The organism is Bacillus sp. EB106-04-02-XG92 (genome assembly GCF_058791995.1).
The window spans coordinates 105,117-123,615 of the sequence record NZ_JBYTEA010000003.1; the positions used below are offsets into that span (position 1 = coordinate 105,117).

General features: G+C 35.8%; 11 protein-coding genes. 9 read left to right on the top strand and 2 right to left on the bottom strand.

Features of this window, described 5'->3' with window-relative positions; translation table 11 throughout:
- Positions 1–5 precede the first annotated feature (5 nt).
- The 5 genes from AC3WVA_RS09460 to AC3WVA_RS09480 all read left to right on the top strand — a co-directional run bounded on the left by AC3WVA_RS09460 (position 6) and on the right by AC3WVA_RS09480 (position 10,461).
- Positions 6–6,179 carry a SpaA isopeptide-forming pilin-related protein gene (locus tag AC3WVA_RS09460; protein ID WP_492321876.1) on the top strand — a complete coding sequence of 2,058 codons (6,174 nt, stop codon included), beginning with the start codon at positions 6–8 and terminating at the stop codon, positions 6,177–6,179.
- A 758-nt stretch (positions 6,180–6,937) separates the two neighbouring features.
- Positions 6,938–7,951 (top strand): hypothetical protein, encoded by a 1,014-nt coding sequence (locus tag AC3WVA_RS09465; RefSeq protein WP_492321877.1) that lies wholly within the window; start codon positions 6,938–6,940, stop codon positions 7,949–7,951.
- Positions 7,952–8,202: 251 nt separating this feature from the next.
- Complete coding sequence (locus AC3WVA_RS09470; protein ID WP_060489221.1) at positions 8,203–8,499, top strand: hypothetical protein; 297 nt, start codon at positions 8,203–8,205, stop codon at positions 8,497–8,499.
- Positions 8,500–8,573: 74 nt separating this feature from the next.
- The gene (locus AC3WVA_RS09475; RefSeq protein ID WP_144613376.1) at positions 8,574–9,050 is read left to right on the top strand and encodes a PH domain-containing protein; all 477 of its coding nucleotides are present in this window, start codon (positions 8,574–8,576) and stop codon (positions 9,048–9,050) included.
- A complete protein-coding gene (locus tag AC3WVA_RS09480) occupies positions 9,043–10,461 on the top strand; it encodes a PH domain-containing protein (RefSeq protein WP_492321878.1) in 1,419 nt (472 codons plus the stop codon). Before AC3WVA_RS09475 ends, AC3WVA_RS09480 begins: the two co-directional genes overlap by 8 nt.
- Before the next feature lie 222 nt (positions 10,462–10,683).
- On the opposite strand, the gene hmoB is transcribed toward AC3WVA_RS09480, so the two are convergent.
- The gene (gene hmoB, locus AC3WVA_RS09485; RefSeq protein ID WP_098344801.1) at positions 10,684–11,181 is read right to left on the bottom strand and encodes a heme-degrading monooxygenase HmoB; all 498 of its coding nucleotides are present in this window, start codon (positions 11,179–11,181) and stop codon (positions 10,684–10,686) included.
- A gap of 128 nt (positions 11,182–11,309) precedes the next feature.
- On the opposite strand from hmoB, the gene AC3WVA_RS09490 reads away from it, so the two are divergent.
- The 4 genes from AC3WVA_RS09490 to hemY all read left to right on the top strand — a co-directional run bounded on the left by AC3WVA_RS09490 (position 11,310) and on the right by hemY (position 17,042).
- The gene (locus AC3WVA_RS09490; protein ID WP_098344800.1) at positions 11,310–13,427 is read left to right on the top strand and encodes a transglycosylase domain-containing protein; all 2,118 of its coding nucleotides are present in this window, start codon (positions 11,310–11,312) and stop codon (positions 13,425–13,427) included.
- 177 nt (positions 13,428–13,604) lie between these two features.
- Positions 13,605–14,651, top strand: coding sequence for a uroporphyrinogen decarboxylase (gene hemE / locus AC3WVA_RS09495; protein WP_000252614.1), 1,047 nt, complete (start codon positions 13,605–13,607; stop codon positions 14,649–14,651).
- A 14-nt stretch (positions 14,652–14,665) separates the two neighbouring features.
- On the top strand, positions 14,666–15,601 hold the full coding sequence (gene hemH, locus AC3WVA_RS09500; RefSeq protein WP_098344799.1) for a ferrochelatase: 936 nt from the start codon (positions 14,666–14,668) through the stop codon (positions 15,599–15,601).
- Positions 15,602–15,620: 19 nt separating this feature from the next.
- Complete coding sequence (gene hemY, locus AC3WVA_RS09505; protein WP_098880673.1) at positions 15,621–17,042, top strand: protoporphyrinogen oxidase; 1,422 nt, start codon at positions 15,621–15,623, stop codon at positions 17,040–17,042.
- Between the two features lie 39 nt (positions 17,043–17,081).
- Here the strand turns inward: hemY and AC3WVA_RS09510 are convergent, their stop codons facing one another.
- Positions 17,082–18,434, bottom strand: a complete 1,353-nt coding sequence (locus tag AC3WVA_RS09510) for a DUF4026 domain-containing protein (RefSeq protein WP_098521048.1) — start codon at positions 18,432–18,434, stop codon at positions 17,082–17,084.
- Positions 18,435–18,499: the final 65 nt, after the last annotated feature.

The following is an 18,499-nucleotide window of genomic DNA, read 5'->3' on the forward strand; positions in this document are numbered from 1 at the left end:
AAATTATGCAAATGAAAAGTAATAAAAGGCATATTTCAATGGTTTCATTAGTTTTTCTAGTATTATTTTCAGTGCTAAATGTGTGGGCTCCAGTGATTCAAGCCGCTGTGATGAAAAGTCCAGTGGACGAAATTAATATTTCCCGTACTGATGGCACGACATCTGAACCGTATCAAGCCTCAGATGGCATGAAAGTAGAAGTGAAGTGGTCAGCTAAAGAAAAAATAAAAAGTGGAGATCAATTCACAATTGATATGCCAAAAGAGTTTCGAAAAGACCTTATGAATATGAGTTTTCCTTTAAAAGATGCTGAAGGAAAAACAGTTGGTACATGTGAGATGAAAAAGGGTCTATTAACGTGTACTATGGGTGATTACGTAGAAGGAAAGAATAACATTAAAGGTTCTTTATTCGTAGAATTCTACTTTGGTCTAGAAGCATATGATGGTGTTAAAGAAATTCCATTAGAATTTAACGTTGATGGTCAAATCGTCAATAAAGAAGTAAATGTAAGTAATACGACAGAGAGACCGAAGCCACAGCCCAATACAGATAATTTATTGAAATGGGGTTCTTATAATCAAGAAGATCCGTCCATTGCTGATTGGCTTGTATATGTAAATGCAACTGGAACAGAAATGCAAGATCTTAAATTAACAGATACATTAGGACCTGGGCATGAGTTAATTACAGACAGCGTAGTATTAGAAGAGGCTGTATTTGAAGATGGTTATGCACCAACAAATATTAAGCCAGCAGATTTATCTAACATTAAAATAAATGCAACAAAGGCTGGATTTACAATTGAATTTCCAGACAGTTCAAAAGGTTATATTTTAAGATATAAAACAAAGATTACTAATCCTGCTGCAAAGCCGCATAAAAATACTGTGAAATTAGAAGGTAAAAATATTAAAACTGAAGAAAAAGTAGGACAAGTATTCGTAAGTGGTGGAGGGGGAACCGGTTCAGGTGACGATAATCCACCTAGTATTGAAAAAAATATAGTTGATGAGAATGGCAAGCTTGTAGAGAATGAGCAGTTAATACAAATGGATCAAGCTATTCAATACCAAGTTGGTACACATATACCGAAAGATCCGCTTAATTATACGTCAATGGTAATTAGTGATGATTTAGAAGATGTTTTAGAAGTATTAGAGGCAAAAGTGTATGATCAAAATGGCCAAGATATTACTTCTAAAGGAACGTTAAATATAGATAAACAAAGAAGTGAAGTAACATTTACGTTTGGTGAGAATTTTGACTATAAGTCATATGAAGACCAGGTAATTAACCTTAACATTAAGGCGAAAATTAAAGCTAATGCAGACTTATCTTCTTACGTGGATAAGAAGATTCCTAATAAGGCAGAATTACATTTTGATGATAAAACATTAACATCGAAAGAAGTAACTGTTACGCCGCCTGAAGCTCCAAAAGAAGGTACAGTGTCGATTCATAAAATAGATGCTGAGAATTCGAACAAAGGGTTAAAAGGTGCCGAATTTGAAGTTCGAAATAGTGCAAATGAAGTTGTTGCAAAACTGAAAACGGACGAAAAAGGTTTTTCAGTACCTCAAACTTTAGCTCCTGGGACGTATAAAGTTTATGAAATAGTAGCACCAGAAGGATATCAAAAATTAAAAGAACCAGTAGAGGTTACACTTCAAGCTGGAGAAACAAAAACAATTGAAATTAAAAATACTATACAAAAGGGTCAAATTGAATTAAAGAAAATTGATTCAGAAAATGGTGAAAAGCCATTAGCAAATGCAGAGTTTGACATAGTAAAAGACGGTGTAGTAGTCGAACATATTGTTACAGATAAAGATGGTAAGGCAATTTCTAAACCGTTAGCACTAGGAAAATATATTTTAAAAGAAACGAAAGCTCCTGAAGGATACCAATTAAAAGAAAAAGAGTTCGAAGTAAATATAACAGGGGACGGCATATTCCCAATAACAGTAGAAAATGCAATGGTAGACAAAGGTAATGTAGAAATTACAAAAGTGGACAAAGAAAGCGGTGCAGTATTAGCGGGTGTCGAATTTGAAGTCCAAGATGAGAAAGATGGAGTAGTAAGAAAAGTAGTAACAGATAAAGATGGAAAAGCAAACGTTTCAGATCTATCAGTAGGAAAGTACAAATTAGTAGAGACGAAAAGCTTACCAGGTTATAAAAAGCTCACAGAACCAGTATCGTTCGAAATCAAAAAAGGTATGACAAAAGTTTTATCATTGAAAGTAGAGAACGAACTGTTAGATAAAGGTTCAGTAGAAATTACAAAAGTAGATAAAGATAGTCAAAAAGTATTAGAAGGCGTAGTCTTCGAAGTGCAAGATGAAAACGGTAAAGTAGTAACAGAAGTAAAAACAGACAAAGATGGTAAAGCAAAAATCTCTGATTTATCAATAGGAAAATACAAATTAGTAGAGACGAAAAGCTTACCAGGTTACAAAAAGCTAACAGATCCAGTATCATTTGAAATTAAAAAAGGTATGACGACAGTCTTATCATTGAAAGTAGAGAATGAGCAGTTAGATAAAGGCTCAGTAGAAATTACAAAAGTAGATAAAGACAGTCAAAAAGCATTAAAAGGCGTAATCTTTGAAGTGCAAGATGAAGCTGGAACGGTAGTAAAGGAAGTAAAAACAGATAAAGAGGGTAAAGCAAAAATCTCAGATCTATCAGTAGGAAAGTACAAATTAGTAGAGAAAGAAAGTTTACCAGGCTATAAAAAATTAACAGATCCAGTATCGTTTGAAATTACAAAAGGCATGACCGAGATTTTATCATTAAAAATAGAAAATGAAATGGTAGATACGGGAAATATAGAGATAACAAAGATAGATAAAGATAATAAAGCACCGTTAGCGGGAGTAACATTCATCGTCCAAGATGAAAAGGGTAATGAAGTTACAAAAGTAACGACAGATAAAGCTGGAAAAGCAAATGTTTCAGATTTACCTGTAGGAAAGTATGACTTAGTAGAGGTAGAAAGTTTACCTGGTTATAAAAAGCTAGAAAAACCAATATCATTTGAAATTAAAAAAGGCATGACCGAAGTCCTATCATTAAAAGTAGAAAATGAAATGGTGGATACAGGGAATGTCGAGATAACAAAAATAGATAAAGATAGTAAAGCACCATTAGAAAATGTTGTATTTGAAGTACGTGATTCAAAAGGAAAAGTAGTTGCAAAAGTAAAAACGGATAAAGAAGGAAAAGCAAATGTTTCAGATTTATCCATTGGGAAGTATGAGTTGGTGGAAGTAGAGACACCAGCGGGATACAAACCACTTGAAAAACCAATTTCATTCGAAATTGAAAAGGGTAGAATAACAGCACTACAATTAACTGTCGAAAATGAATTAGTGGATACAGGAAATGTAGAAATTACAAAAGTAGACAAAGAAAATAAAGATGTTTTAGCTGATGCAGTATTTGAGATTCAAGATGAAGCAGGACAAGTAGTCGCTAAAATAACGACGGATAAAAAAGGACAGGCACAAGTTACTAATTTATCAGTTGGCACATACAAATTAGTAGAAGTAAAAGCACCAAAAGGATATAAACAATTAGTAGATCCGATTACTTTCCAAATTGAAAAAGGTATGACGAAATCTTTTGTTTTAACAGTAGAAAATGAAATGTTAGACAAGGGTAACATAGAAATTACAAAAGTAGATAAAGACAGTCAAAAAGCATTAGCAGGTGTAGTCTTTGAAGTGCAAGATGAGCAGGGAAAAGTGGTAACCGAAGTAACGACAGATAAAGAAGGAAAAGTGAAAGTCTCAGACTTATCTGTAGGAAAGTACAAATTAGTAGAAAAAGCAGGCTTACCAGGTTACAAACAATTAACAGAACCAGTATCGTTTGAAATCAAAAAAGGTATGACGAAAGTTTTATCATTGAAAGTAGAGAACGAGCTGTTAGATAAAGGTTCAGTAGAGATTACAAAAGTGGACAAAGAAAATGGCGCAGTATTAGCGGGCGTAACATTCGAAGTGCAAGACGAAAAAGATAAAGTAGTAACGAAAGTAACGACAGATAAAGAAGGAAAAGCAAACGTTTCAGATTTATCAGTAGGGAAATATAAGCTAGTAGAGGTAGAAAGCTTACCAGGATATAAAAAACTAGCAAAACCAGTATCGTTTGAAATTAAAAAAGGTATGACAGAAGTTTTATCACTAAAAGTAGAGAACGAATTAGTAGATAAAGGTTCAGTAGAAATTACAAAAGTAGATAAAGACAGTCAGAAAGCATTAGAAGGCGTAGTCTTTGAAATCCAAGATGAAGCAGGAAAAGTAGTAACGAAAGTAAAAACAGATAAAGAAGGAAAAGCGAAAATTTCAGATCTATCTGTAGGAAGTTACAAACTAGTAGAAGTAGAGAATTTACCAGGCTACAAAAAACTAACAGAGCCAGTATCATTCGAAATCAAAAAAGGTATGACAGAGGTTTTATCACTAAAAGTAGAAAATGAACAGTTAGATAAAGGTTCAGTAGAAATTACAAAAGTAGATAAAGACAGTCAAAAAGCATTAGCAGGTGTAGTCTTCGAAGTGCAAGATGAGCAGGGAAAAGTGGTAACCGAAGTAACGACAGATAAAGAAGGAAAAGTGAAAGTCTCAGACTTATCTGTAGGAAAGTACAAATTAGTAGAAAAAGCAGGCTTACCAGGTTACAAACAATTAACAGAACCAGTATCGTTTGAAATCAAAAAAGGTATGACGAAAGTTTTATCATTGAAAGTAGAGAACGAGCTGTTAGATAAAGGTTCAGTAGAAATTACAAAAGTAGATAAAGACAGTCAGAAAGCATTAGAAGGCGTAGTCTTTGAAGTGCAGGATGAAAAAGGAAAAGTAGTAACGAAAGTAACTACAGATAAAGAAGGGAAAGCGAAAGTTTCAGATCTATCAGTAGGAAAATACAAATTAGTAGAAACGGAAAGCTTACCAGGTTACAAAAAACTAACAGAATCAGTATCATTCGAAATCAAAAAAGGTATGACAGAAGTCTTATCACTAAAAGTAGAGAATGAACAGTTAGATAAAGGTTCAGTAGAAATTACAAAAGTAGATAAAGACAGTGAGAAAGCATTAGAAGGCGTAGTCTTTGAAGTGCAAGATGAAAAAGGAAAAGTAGTAACGAAAGTGACAACAGATAAAGAAGGAAAAGCAAACATTTCAGACCTATCTGTAGGGAGTTACAAATTAGTAGAAGTAGAAAATTTACCAGGCTACAAAAAACTAACAGAGCCAGTATCATTCGAAATCAAAAAAGGTATGACAGAAGTTTTATCACTAAAAGTAGAGAACGAATTAGTAGATAAAGGTTCAGTAGAAATTACAAAAGTAGATAAAGATAGTCAGAAAGCATTAGCAGGCGTAGTTTTTGAAGTGCAAGATGAAGCAGGCAAAGTAGTAACAAAAGTAAAAACTGATAAAGAAGGAAAAGCAAACATTTCAGATCTATCTGTAGGAAGTTACAAATTAGTAGAAGTAGAGAATTTACCAGGCTACAAAAAACTAACAGAACCAGTACCATTCGAAATCAAAAAAGGTATGATAGAAGTTTTATCACTGAAAGTAGAGAATGAGCAGTTAGATAAAGGTTCAGTAGAAATTACAAAAATGGCTGCTGAAAGTAAGAATGTATTATCAGGGGCAGTCTTTGAAGTGCAAGATGAAAAAGGCAAAGTAGTAACGAAAGTAACAACAGATAAAGAAGGAAAAGCGAAAGTCTCAGATTTATCTGTAGGTCACTACACACTTGTAGAAGTAGAAGCACCAAAGGGTTATGAAAAATTAACTAATCCAATTCCATTTGAAATTACAAAAGGAATGATAAGTCCAGTTCAATTACAAGTATTAAACAAATTGACTTCTTTAGCACCACCAGGTCCAGAAAAACCAGAAACAACGGATCCAGAAAAACCAGAAACAACGGATCCAGAAAAACCAGAAACAACGGATCCAGAAAAACCAGAAACAACGAATCCAGAAAAACCAGAAACAACGGATCCAGAGAAACCAGGAACAACGAATCCAGAGAAACCTGAAAAAGAATTACCGAAAACAGGACAGAAAATGCCTGTGGAACCATATATGGGAGCACTTCTTATCATGATGAGTTTTGGATTGCTCGTATTAGGTAGAAAACAGCAGAGATAATAAAAATGAAAAGGTATCCTCCAAGTATTGGAGGATACCTTTTTTATTTGGCATGAAAAAACATTTAGCAAAAGAACTCGATGCAAATAGAAACAAAAAGGAAGAAAAAAATCGTCCTATTTTCTTAAGATGGTTATATCAAAAATAACATATATTGAATGTGAAAATAAAAGGTTAAAGGTCTTCGTAATGTTTGGGTGAAAAAAGAGTTATCTATGTAATTAATTTGAGTACTTTAAGAAAGAGGGCTTTTTCCTAAAGTGTTCAAAGGATGATAGTCCAATAGCAGGTGGGAGATGAAACTCGTTTTAGCACTGTATTAACACCTTGAAATATAGATAGGGGAAAATAATGTAAAAAAAACTATTGTATATTTAAAAATCTTATGTTACATTTGTGTTACAGAAAAGTTACAAACGGTAACTTATGTTACGGTTTGTTTTCTTTTGTTTTTATTTATGTTACGAAAGTATGTAAAGCTAAAAAAATAGCAACCTAAAAATAGTTTTTCTATGTGTATAAGAGTGTGTGTAGTAAAGAGCCTGGTGAGAGCTTTACGCACATTATTAAAATTCCTTTCTGTCTTTAAAAGAAGAAGAAAACCAACTACCAACTATTTAGGAGTTTTAAGTAATGATAGTAAATGAAATGTACTTCCTTTCCCACACACAAAGTACATCTTTATTTTCAGTCTAATTACTACACAGACTTTTATACATATGCTGTTATCGTTTTAGGGATATATAGGAGGAGAAAAAATGAAAAAGTTATTAATGGTAATTGGACTTACGTTTTTAATGTTAGCTGGGTGTAGTAATGGAAATTTTGACAAAGCAATGGATGAAGGGAAGACCGCGTTAACGAATAAAGAATATAAAAATGCATTATCATCATTTGAAAAAGCGCTAGATGAGAAAAAAGACGATTCAGATGCAAAGATGCTTGTAGAACAAACGAAAGTAATGATTGAAGCAGTGAAGTTAAAAGAAGAAACAAAGATAGAAGAATCAATCAAGTCATTTGAAAAAGTAGAGAACATGAAGAATGGAAATGCTACGCTTGTAAAACAGGCAAAGGAAGAACGCACAGCATTACTAGCCATCATAGAGCAAAACAAGAAGTATAGTGAGCAACTGACGAAAAGTGAAGAGTTAATAAGTAAGAAAAATTATGCAGAAGCGAAAGAGATCTTAAATAAGCTAGTTGCAGAAACAAAAGATAACAAAAACCTTGAAGAATATAATAAAAAAGCGGTAGGGTTAGTTACTAAAATGAATGAAGAAGAAAAAACTGCACAGAATGAAGCTGCGAAGGCACAAAAAACAAATGTAGTAACGAATCAAAAGGTAGCAACAGAAAAGACTCAAAAAACTGAGGCAGAAAAAAATCAAAAGGTAGCAGCAGAAAAGAACGAAAAAACTGAGGTAGAAAAAAATCAAAAGGCAGTAACAGAAAAGAACGGCAAAACTGAGGCAGAAAAAAATCAGAAGGTAGTAACAGAAAAGAACGGCAAAACTGAGACAGAAAAGAATCAAAAAGTAGAGACAGGAAAGACTCAAGATGCATTTACTTTTGAGAAAGCGAAAGCATATATTAAAAATGAATATAAAGAAGACTATGATTACACGCTAGAAAATACGCAAGTAGAGAATGGAAAGAAATATTATCAAATAAGAGTGCATACGACATATAAAATAGAAGGTGCAGGTGGACCAGGATTTACTGGTGTATTTAAAGTATTCGAAGATGGTACAATCGTTGAAATGCACTAAATTGATGGAAAAGGTATCCTCAAAGTATATGAGGGTACCTTTTTTTACATAAAAAAAGGCATCTAGCAAAAGTACTAGATGCAAATAAAAACACAAGGGAAAATAAATATCTTCCCGTTTCCCGTAAGTAATTATATCAAAAAATTTATAAAAAACTAGCTTTATTTTTTATATCTTTGATGTGTAAAGCTATGAAAGTATAAGATTACACTGTTTTCATAGTGTTTTATTGAAAAAAAGGAGCTGTGTATATGATTAATTTTAAACCAGAAAATTTAAACCAACTATTAAAAGTAATGCTAATTAGTGCGAATAAGTCGTATGATGCAATTAAAGATTATGAATTTACGGGAGAAGAAGTAGTATTCCGTGTAGACTTCGAATATATTGACGTTTCTTTAATGATTGTAGATATGTTAGGAAGATCAGCTTCTAAATTCACCATTTTGCCATATGCTCGTCCGAATACGAATGAAATAGATTACATTCAGTTTCAAGTGTATGCGATTAATGAAGGGAATTTTAAAGAAATGATGGATACGATGTGAAAAACTATAATTTTACAAATATGTATATACCAACTAATATATAATTAATACATTCATATAATTGGAGTGATGAGATGCAGCCATTAGAAAGGGAAATTCATTCTAATATGCTGAAAGTGTGGAGGGTTCACGCTTTAATTGGGGCGGCAGTTATACTAGCAGTCGTAATTGCATATTTCTTTTTTATGATCAATTTTAATTGGTGGGGCTGGTTGTTTGGCTTGTTAGTAACAGGCGCTATTACATTTATCCCGCTTGATTATTTTGTGTTTCCAAATTTACGTCAACGTTATTATAGTTACAGATTAAATGAAGAAGAGATTGAGATACAAAAGGGAATGTTCGTTGTGAAACGCGTACTCATTCCGATGATGCGTGTGCAGCACGTAACGATTGAACAAGGACCGATTATGAGAAAGTATAATTTAGCAGAATTACATATTTCCACAGCAGCAACTTCTCATAGTATTCCAGGTTTAACAAAAGAAGAAGCAGAGCAGCTGAAAAGACAAATTGGGGAACTTGCGAAAGTGAGTGATGAGGATGTATAAGAGGCAACATCCGATCACGATATTGTTAGGTATTCGAATTGCGACTTTCTTGCCTTTTATTTTTCTTGTTTTATTTAAATCAGATGGCCAAGTAAAACCCTGGTATTTCTTTCATCTCGTTCTCTTGGGCATATTATTCATTATGGCAATTTTCTCAGCGATAAAATGGTATTTCAAAGTGTACTGGGTTGAAAATAATATTTTACATATTAAACACGGTGTGTTCGTTAAGAAGGAAAGTTACTTAAATAAAGAACGTGTGCAAAATATTAGTACGTCTTCTAACATCATTTATCAAGTGCTCGGACTGACGAAACTAAACATAGAAGTAGCCGGCGGCGGTACTGAGCCGGAAGTGATGTTAGCTGGCATTAGAGAAAGTGAAGCGAAGGAATTGATTTCTTTATTACATAAAGAGAGAAGTGTTGTGACTGAAGAAGAGCCCGCCACGGCAGAAAATAAGCCAATTTATCAGTTAACAGCGAAAGAAATTTTATTCGCCTCTATTACATCTGGTAGATTCGGATTAGTGTTTTCTGGATTACTTCTTATTTACACAGAGTTTAATCAATTTCTGCCAGAGTGGCTCATCAATAAAGTAGAAGCGTATGTGATGGATAACGGTGTATATGAATTAATCGTTATGGCCGCGATTTTAATGGTGATTTCGTGGATCATTTCAACAGCTGGTTATGCGTTAAAATATGCGAACTTTAAAATAGAGCGAAAAGCAAATGAAATTCGCATCGTACAAGGGTTATTTGATAAGAAAGAGTTCGTTTTAAAATTACACCGCATTCAAGCGATTACTGTGAAAGAGGGAATTCTCCGTCAGCCTTTCGGTTATTGCTCTGTCGAAGTGGAGGTCATTCAAAGTATAGAAGCAGCTGGAAATGAAGTGATGTTACATCCTTTTATGAAAAAGAAAGATGTCCAGCAGTTACTTACATATTTACAGTTACCGTATGAAACGGAAGAGGAAATCGTTCATTTACCGAAGGCTGCATTACGCCGTTACGTAATAATGGGCTGGATTACAAGTGCGGTGCTCGCGCTGCCGATCGTCGGTGCGAGTATATATTTCAAACAAAATAATGTGTTATTCACGTTAATACCACTATTCATCATATTTACGTTACTCTCATACGCCCGGTATAAAAGTGGTGGATATATGATACGAGACAATCAGTTAGTCATGGTGCACCGAGGAATCGCGAAATATACGGGGATCATGCGAAGAAGGCATGTTCAAGCAGTAGGATACAGTCAGTCGCATTTTCAAAAGAAAGACGAGCTATGTACAGCTGTCGTATCAGTAGCGGGGCATGTATATAAAGTGAAGCATATGCGAAAAGAAGACGCGATTCGTATATATAATTGGTATAAAGAAAAAGGAAACACCGGTGCGTGAGGGTGTTTCCTTTTTTGTGTCGTGATTTGTCGATAAGTCGATATATCTGAAAAATCGCTGATATATTTCGAGTTGCGCCGATATATTTCAAAAATCGCTGATATATTTCGAGTTGCGCCGATATATCTGAAAAATCGCCGATATATTTCGAGTTGCGCCGATATATTCGAAAAATCGCTGATATTAATTTCATGTACCGACAACTCCGAACTACAAAACCCCTTAAACTAACACATCAAAAGTAGTCACAAATGACGGACGAGAGAAAATACTTTTTTGCTGTTCTGCATGTGGATGAGCTGGAGCTTGTCCTTCTGCTTGCGTGGGGCGTTTTTTATGAGCGTTTTCGAATGAACGTGATTCTGTCCAGTCTTTAAAGTTTTGCTCCGTTTCCCACATCGTTAAGATGACGTATGTATCGTTACTTAATGGGCGTAGAACGCGGATCGCTTGAAACCCTGGTTCGTTTTCAATAAGGCCTGCGCGGTTTTTGAATCGGTTTTCAAATACTGGGCGACCTTCGTCTGTTACAGAAATGTTGTTACAAACGATATAGCCAGGTTGTCCTTTAAATTCGCCAACAGCTTCTAGTACGTCATACTGAAGAGAGCCTTCTACAGATTCTTCTGTATTTTCTTTATAAAACATATCTTTTTCATTATTTTTTGCAGTAAAGTGTGCTTGTTCTAGAGGTGTTTCGTATGAAATAATAGCCTTCATTTTAATGCCCCCTTTAATTATTTGTTTCTATTATATCAACTCTCTTAAAAAACTTCGAAGATTATATACATAAAGATACTTCTTTTTCAAATAATAAATGTACCATCATTTGGAAAGAAGGCCGGTGTATGAAGAAAGTAAAATGGACTTTATTAGGTGGGTTAGCAACACTACTATTAGCGATTGTCCTTTATAAACTTATTGTGTTAGCTGGTGGCTATATGATGGATGAAAAGCAACTTGTTTTCCACTCTTCATCACGTATCGTTGACCAGAAAGGGAAAGAAATTACGAAATTATATGTAGAAAATAGAGACCTCGTACCAATCGAGCAAATTCCGAAATACGTGCAGCAGGCGTTTGTTGCGGTAGAGGATTCTCGTTTTTATGAGCATCAAGGAATTGATTATCCGTCTATATTCCGTGCTCTTTATAAAGATACGTTAGCTGGAGATAAGGTTGAAGGCGGTAGTACGATTACGCAGCAACTTGCTAAAAATGTCTTTTTAACTCGTGAAAAAACAGTTACGCGTAAATTGAAGGAAGTCGCAATTTCTCTTCAATTAGAGCAAAAATATACGAAGCAACAAATTCTTGAAATGTATATGAATCATATTTATTTTGGCCATGGTGCTTACGGTATTCAAGCAGCAGCAAAGTTGTATTTTAATAAAAATGTAGAAGATTTAACAGTAGAAGAGGGCGCAATGCTTGCAGGTCTTCCGAAGTCGCCAAACGGATATTCACCGTATTTCTCACCAGAGAAAAGTAAAGAGCGCCGTGACCTCGTATTGTCACTTATGCATAAACAAGGCTATTTGACTGCCGAAGATAGTGTACGTTATCAAGGGAAGACAATTGCTTTATATAAAAACTTAGACGAGAATGAACTCGCATATATGCCGTATATTGATATGGTTATAGATGAAGCAGCTCGTTTATACGGATTGTCTCATCAAGAAGTACTTCGCGGAGGATATACGTTTGTCGTACCAATGGATGAAAAAATTCAAAAGGTAGCGTATAACCAGTTTCAAGATGCAAGGAATTTCCCTGGTAAAGAAGAGGGGGCGCAAGGTGCTTTTTTATTAATGGATAATCGTACGGGCGGAATTAAAGCGGCGATTGGCGGAAGAAAGTACGTCCCGAGGGGCTTTAATCGTGTTTTCGCAAAAAGACAACCTGGTTCTGTGCTAAAACCACTTATCGTCTATGCACCAGCACTCGAAACGAAAAAGTATAATCCGTATTCTTTATTAAAGAATGAAAGAACTTCTTTTGAAGGTTATGAACCCCGCAATTACAATCGTCAATATACGAAAGAAATGACGATGTACGATGCAATTTTAGAATCAGCAAACGTACCGGCAGTTTCTTTATTAAATGAATTAGGGGTTGAAGAAGGCAAGCAATATTTAGAGAAAGGTAATGTTCATATTGCTGATGCTGGTTTAAGTACAGCACTCGGCGGATTGAAAAATGGTGTTTCAACATTTGATCTTGTGAAAATGTATCGTGCGTTTTTAGCAAATGGTGATATTATTGAGCCGCACGTTATTGACAAAGTGTTAAATAGACACGGCGCAGTCATTGGAGAATCGCCAAAAGTAGAAACGAAAATTTTCTCGAAACAAACGGCTTGGTATATGACGAAAATGTTAGAAGGAGTTGTGAAAGAAGGGACGGCGAAAGCCGGTGTATATAATGGGGCGTTAGCTGGGAAAACAGGTACAACTTCACTACCAAATGACGATAATGGAGCGAGAGATATGTGGTTCGTTGGCTATACACCAAATTTAGTAGGCGCTGTTTGGATTGGTTATGACCGTACGGATCAAGAGCATCAGCTGCAAGGAGAAAGTGCATCAGCAACGAAATTATTTAAGAAAATTTTAACGAAGGCAAATGTAGAACCGAAAGAGCAGTTTATGAAACCAGAAGGTGTGGAAACAATCGGTGCTCCGATTCGTCTGCGCAAAATTGAAGATGTGAAAATGAAATTAGCGTTTAGCCCTTTTGGTTTATTTAAAGCGAAATTAAGCTGGACACCACTTCCTGATGATAGGATTATGTATCGTATTTATAGAGTTGAAAATGGAGTCCATACGCATGTAGCCACTGTAAATGGTACCGGAGAATATGAAGAAAAGTTCGTTAACATCTTTTCAAAACCGAGCTTTTACGTTGTACCATATAACAAACAAACGAATCGCGAGGGAGAAAAGTCAAAAGTAGCTAAACCATAGTTTTTCTCTGTGTTATAATAAGAATGTTGTGAAAATAGTAAGCGTTTTTAAGAATGTTTGTGTCAATTTAATGAACAACGTACATAATATTATGCATTTTGTTTTTACAAGCTGTATAGTAAAAAAAGATAAATATCGAACGTATTCGAAGCATTGGTAAGGAAGGGAGCAAGGGTCTTGGTAAGAACTATAAATGAGACATTTTTAAAAGCATGTAGGGGGGAACGTACTGATTATGTACCAGCATGGTATATGCGTCAGGCAGGTCGTTCGCAGCCGGAATATAGAAAGATAAAAGAAAAGTATTCTTTATTTGAAATTACACACAATCCAGAGTTGTGTGCTTACGTGACAAAGTTGCCAGTTGATCAATATAACGTAGACGCAGCAATTCTTTATAAAGATATTATGTCACCACTACCTGCAATTGGTGTGGATGTAGAAATTAAATCGGGTATTGGCCCAGTTATTGATAATCCAATCCGTTCTTTACAAGACGTTGAAAAACTAGGGGAAATCAATCCAGAAGATGACGTACCGTACATATTAGATACGATTCGTTTATTAACGACTGAAATGTTAGACGTACCGTTAATCGGTTTTTCAGGAGCTCCATTTACATTAGCGAGCTATATGATTGAAGGCGGTCCATCTCGTAACTACCATAATACGAAAGCGTTCATGTATGCAGAGCCGAAAGCTTGGTTCGCATTAATGGATAAGCTAGCAGATATGGTTATTACATATTTAAAAGCGCAAATTAACGCAGGAGCAAAAGCAGTTCAAATTTTCGATTCTTGGGTTGGAACAGTAAATGTAGCGGATTACCGCGTATTTATTAAACCAGCAATGGAGCGTATTTTTGCAGAAGTTCGTACGATGGGTGTTCCAATGATTATGCACGGCGTAGGAGCTGCGCATTTAGTAAATGAATGGCACGACTTACCTCTTGATGTAGTAGGATTAGATTGGCGCTTACCGATTGAAGAGGCACGCGCACGCGGCGTTCATAAGGCGGTACAAGGTAATATGGATCCTTCATTCTTACTTGCGCCATGGTCTGTTATTGAAGAACATGTAAAAGGTATTTTAGATCAAGGGATGAAACAGCCAGGTTATATCTTTAACTTAGGACACGGTGTATTCCCAGAAGTAAATCCAGATACATTAAAACGTTTAACTACATTTATTCATGAATACTCTAAAGGGCAGTTAGCGAAGTAAAGGAGCATTGCTGTATGAAAAAGAAAATTGGTTTGCTTGTAATGGCATACGGAACGCCATATAAAGAAGAAGATATTGAACGTTACTATACACATATTCGTAGAGGAAGAAAGCCAAGTCCTGAAATGCTAGAAGATTTAACAGAGCGTTACCGTGCAATTGGTGGTATTTCTCCTTTAGCTACTATTACATTAGAGCAAGCTAAAAAGTTAGAGAAGCGTTTAAATGAAGTACAAGATGAAGTAGAGTACCATATGTATCTTGGCTTAAAACATATTGAACCGTTCATTGAAGATGCAGTGAAAGAAATGCATAACGACGGTATACAAGATGCAATCGCACTTGTTCTTGCTCCGCACTATTCTACGTTTAGCGTAAAATCATACGTTGGACGAGCACAAGAAGAAGCTGAGAAACTTGGAAACTTAACAATTCACGGCATTGATAGCTGGTATAAAGAACCGAAATTCATCCAGTACTGGGTTGATGCAGTGAAAGGTATATATAACGGTATGTCAGAAGCAGAACGTGAAAAAGCAGTATTAATCGTATCTGCACATAGCTTACCAGAAAAAATCATCGCACTTGGCGATCCATATCCAGATCAATTAAATGAAACGGCTGACTATATTGCAAGAGGTGCTGAAGTAGCAAACTATGCAGTAGGTTGGCAAAGTGCAGGAAATACACCAGATCCTTGGATTGGTCCAGATGTACAAGATTTAACGAGAGAATTAAATGAAAAGTACGGTTACACTTCATTTGTATACGCACCAGTTGGATTTGTTGCGGAACATTTAGAAGTTTTATATGACAACGACTTTGAGTGTAAAGTTGTAACAGATGAAATTGGCGCGAAATATTATCGTCCAGAAATGCCAAATGCATCGGACGCATTTATTGATTGTTTAACAGACGTTGTATTAAAGCAAAAAGAATCTGTAATGTAAGAAGAAAGGGGGAGCCTGCTTGAGGAAAAAAGTTGTAGTCATCGGCGGTGGCATCACAGGATTAACAACGATGTATAATTTACAAAAAGATATTCGTGACAAAAACTTGCCGATCGATACATTACTGATAGAAGCATCAGGTAAACTTGGCGGGAAAATTCAAACCGTTCAAAAAGATGGATTTACAATTGAACGAGGACCGGACTCTTTCTTAGCACGAAAAGAAAGTGCAGCTACATTAGCGAAAGAATTAGGTCTTGGCGATGAACTTGTAAATAATAAGGCCGGTCAATCATTTATCCTCGTAAACAATCGGTTACATAAAATGCCGATCGGATCAATGATGGGAATTCCAACGCAAATTACGCCGTTTCTATTTTCCGGGCTATTCTCCCCAATTGGTAAACTAAGAGCTGGTTTTGATCTATTAATGCCAAGATCAAAGCCAGTATCTGACCAATCACTCGGGCATTTTTTCAGACATCGCCTAGGCAACGAAGTGGTTGAAAATTTAATCGAACCATTACTATCGGGTATTTATGCAGGGGATATTGATGAAATGAGCTTAATGTCAACATTCCCGCAAATGTATCAAATCGAGCAGAAACATCGCAGTATTTCACTCGGCATGCGTACGCTTGCTCCGAAAGAAGAGACATCTGAACCGAAAAAAGGAATCTTCCAAACAGTGAAAACAGGTTTAGAATCTATCGTAGAATCTCTCGAAATGAAGATGCATGAAGGTACGATAATAAAAGGTACTCGTATTGAAAAAATTGCAAAACTCGGTGATGGTTATACGATTACTCTTAGTAACGGAAAAGAAATAGAAGCAGACGCAGTCGTAGTGGCAACATCGCATAAAGTATTGCCATCTATGTTTGCGCAGTACAAGCAGTTTCGTTTCTTCCGCAACATCCCGTCCACATCAGTCGCGAATGTAGCAATGGCTTTCCCGAAATCAGCCATTCAGCGCGATATTGATGGCACAGGGTTTGTCGTATCTCGAAATAGTGATTACACAATTACAGCATGTACGTGGACACATAAAAAATGGCCACATACAGCGCCAGAAGGAAAAATGCTACTTCGTTGTTACGTTGGACGCCCTGGTGATGAAGCAGTTGTAGAACAAACAGAAGAGGAACTTGTTAGGCTTGTACTAGAAGACTTACGAAAGACGATGGATATTACAGAGAATCCAGAGTTTACAGTCGTAAGCCGCTGGAAAGAAGCAATGCCCCAATATACAGTAGGCCATAACGAGCGAATGAAGAAATTCACAACATTTATGGAGAAAGAGTTGCCAGGTATATACTTGGCAGGTAGTTCTTACGCTGGTTCTGGTCTTCCGGACTGTATTGATCAAGGTGAGAAAGCGGCAAAGCGTGTGCTAGCTCATTTGAAGAAAGTAATGGATACGGAATTAATCGCACAATAAAGTGAAACGCCTTCAATCACATTGAAGGCGTTTTGTTACTTATTCACCAATAAACATATATAAGTTATTTGGCTTTATAACGGCATCTCCTGCATAAATAACCCATTCTGTTAAGTTATCAAAATCTAAATGATAACTATTTCCTTCACTCATATCTTGTATAAAATATGGTTCGTTAATGAGTATTCCTTGAATGAAGTCTTCCGTAATGTTTTGCATTTCAAACCACATATGTTCACTTTTTCCCTCTTCGTAGGAGACACCAAATTTAGCAAGGAAACGAAAATCTTCATTTGATTGTTCAATGTGAAAAATGTTGCTGAAATACCCGAAAGTATTCTTCGCGTTGTACGCCATACGAGCTGTTTCGCTATTTGTTTTATAGAACATAAGTCCTGTAGCTTCTTCGTGTTCTTTGAAAAAGCTTTCGATATATTCTTCTGAAGTATTAAATTGGAATAAGAGAACGGATGGAGATTGATGGTATTCATCTCGATCATCCATACCGCCTAAGAATGTATTTTGCGCATCTATTGGTTGTAGTTTCACTTCTTCATCCTCGATTGAAGAAAATTGATCCATACTCGTTTTACGCCCAATATAAGATAATCCTTTCTCCCACGGAACAGCTACTGTATGTATCGAACCTTGTTGACTATGTGCGATAACGATAGGTTCATTCATAGGGACTTGTCCATTCTCAACGGCATTATTCGCAAATGTTTGAAAGAGGTCACCAATGCCATAGTAGGAAGAAATGCGATTTGGAATAATTAATTCTATTTCTGTTACGCCCGCTCTTAAAAGGCCGTGTGTATGAAACCAATATTGCGTAGGCTCGCCTTCTTTATCGTCTTCATAAACGGAATGAATAACGTATAAGTCAGGAATGTCAGGTAATAATTCATTTTCAACGTGATATTCAATATAGCTTCTAGATATCACTTTCATTGCGGCACTTGAATCAATCACAAATAACAAATCTGGGGCGAGGTTCCATAAAAACTGTAACTGCTGGAAAAAGCAGTCCAGCACATCACCAACAAATAGCGTACGAGTGAAAATTTCAGTGCCATAAGCAGCATCTTCAAAGTGACGATCTACGATTGTAGCATCTTGTCTATTGTACATTTTATATTCTTCTGGGTCATTCGCCTCATCAATATGCAGCTCATACGGTATGACTGTTTCATCCATATGTAACTCAACAATAAGGCTTGTCTCATCACTATAAACAATTTTTAATTCATCAACTTTAGTAGAGATAGTTTCTAGCCGTTGTTTTAACTGCTCAATTGTAATTCTAGTAGGTATAACGGCAATCATATCTGAAAAATGACGTTCTAATGTTCCATTCATAGCTGCGCGGTATGTTTCTGTTTGCACTTCCATCCAATCACTCCTATTCAAATGAATCCATTTTACATGCCAATAAACTTTCGATATTTTCTGTTTTC

Excerpts from the sequence above, each read along its gene's own strand:
- AC3WVA_RS09460 (WP_492321876.1), top strand. The coding sequence starts at position 6 with ATGCAAATGAAAAGTAATAAAAGGCATATTTCAATGGTTTCATTAGTT.
- AC3WVA_RS09465 (WP_492321877.1), top strand. The coding sequence starts at position 6,938 with ATGAAAAAGTTATTAATGGTAATTGGACTTACGTTTTTAATGTTAGCT.
- AC3WVA_RS09470 (WP_060489221.1), top strand. The coding sequence starts at position 8,203 with ATGATTAATTTTAAACCAGAAAATTTAAACCAACTATTAAAAGTAATG.
- AC3WVA_RS09475 (WP_144613376.1), top strand. The coding sequence starts at position 8,574 with ATGCAGCCATTAGAAAGGGAAATTCATTCTAATATGCTGAAAGTGTGG.
- AC3WVA_RS09480 (WP_492321878.1), top strand. The coding sequence starts at position 9,043 with ATGTATAAGAGGCAACATCCGATCACGATATTGTTAGGTATTCGAATT.
- hmoB (WP_098344801.1), bottom strand. The coding sequence starts at position 11,181 with ATGAAGGCTATTATTTCATACGAAACACCTCTAGAACAAGCACACTTT.
- AC3WVA_RS09490 (WP_098344800.1), top strand. The coding sequence starts at position 11,310 with ATGAAGAAAGTAAAATGGACTTTATTAGGTGGGTTAGCAACACTACTA.
- hemH (WP_098344799.1), top strand. The coding sequence starts at position 14,666 with ATGAAAAAGAAAATTGGTTTGCTTGTAATGGCATACGGAACGCCATAT.
- AC3WVA_RS09510 (WP_098521048.1), bottom strand. The coding sequence starts at position 18,434 with ATGGAAGTGCAAACAGAAACATACCGCGCAGCTATGAATGGAACATTA.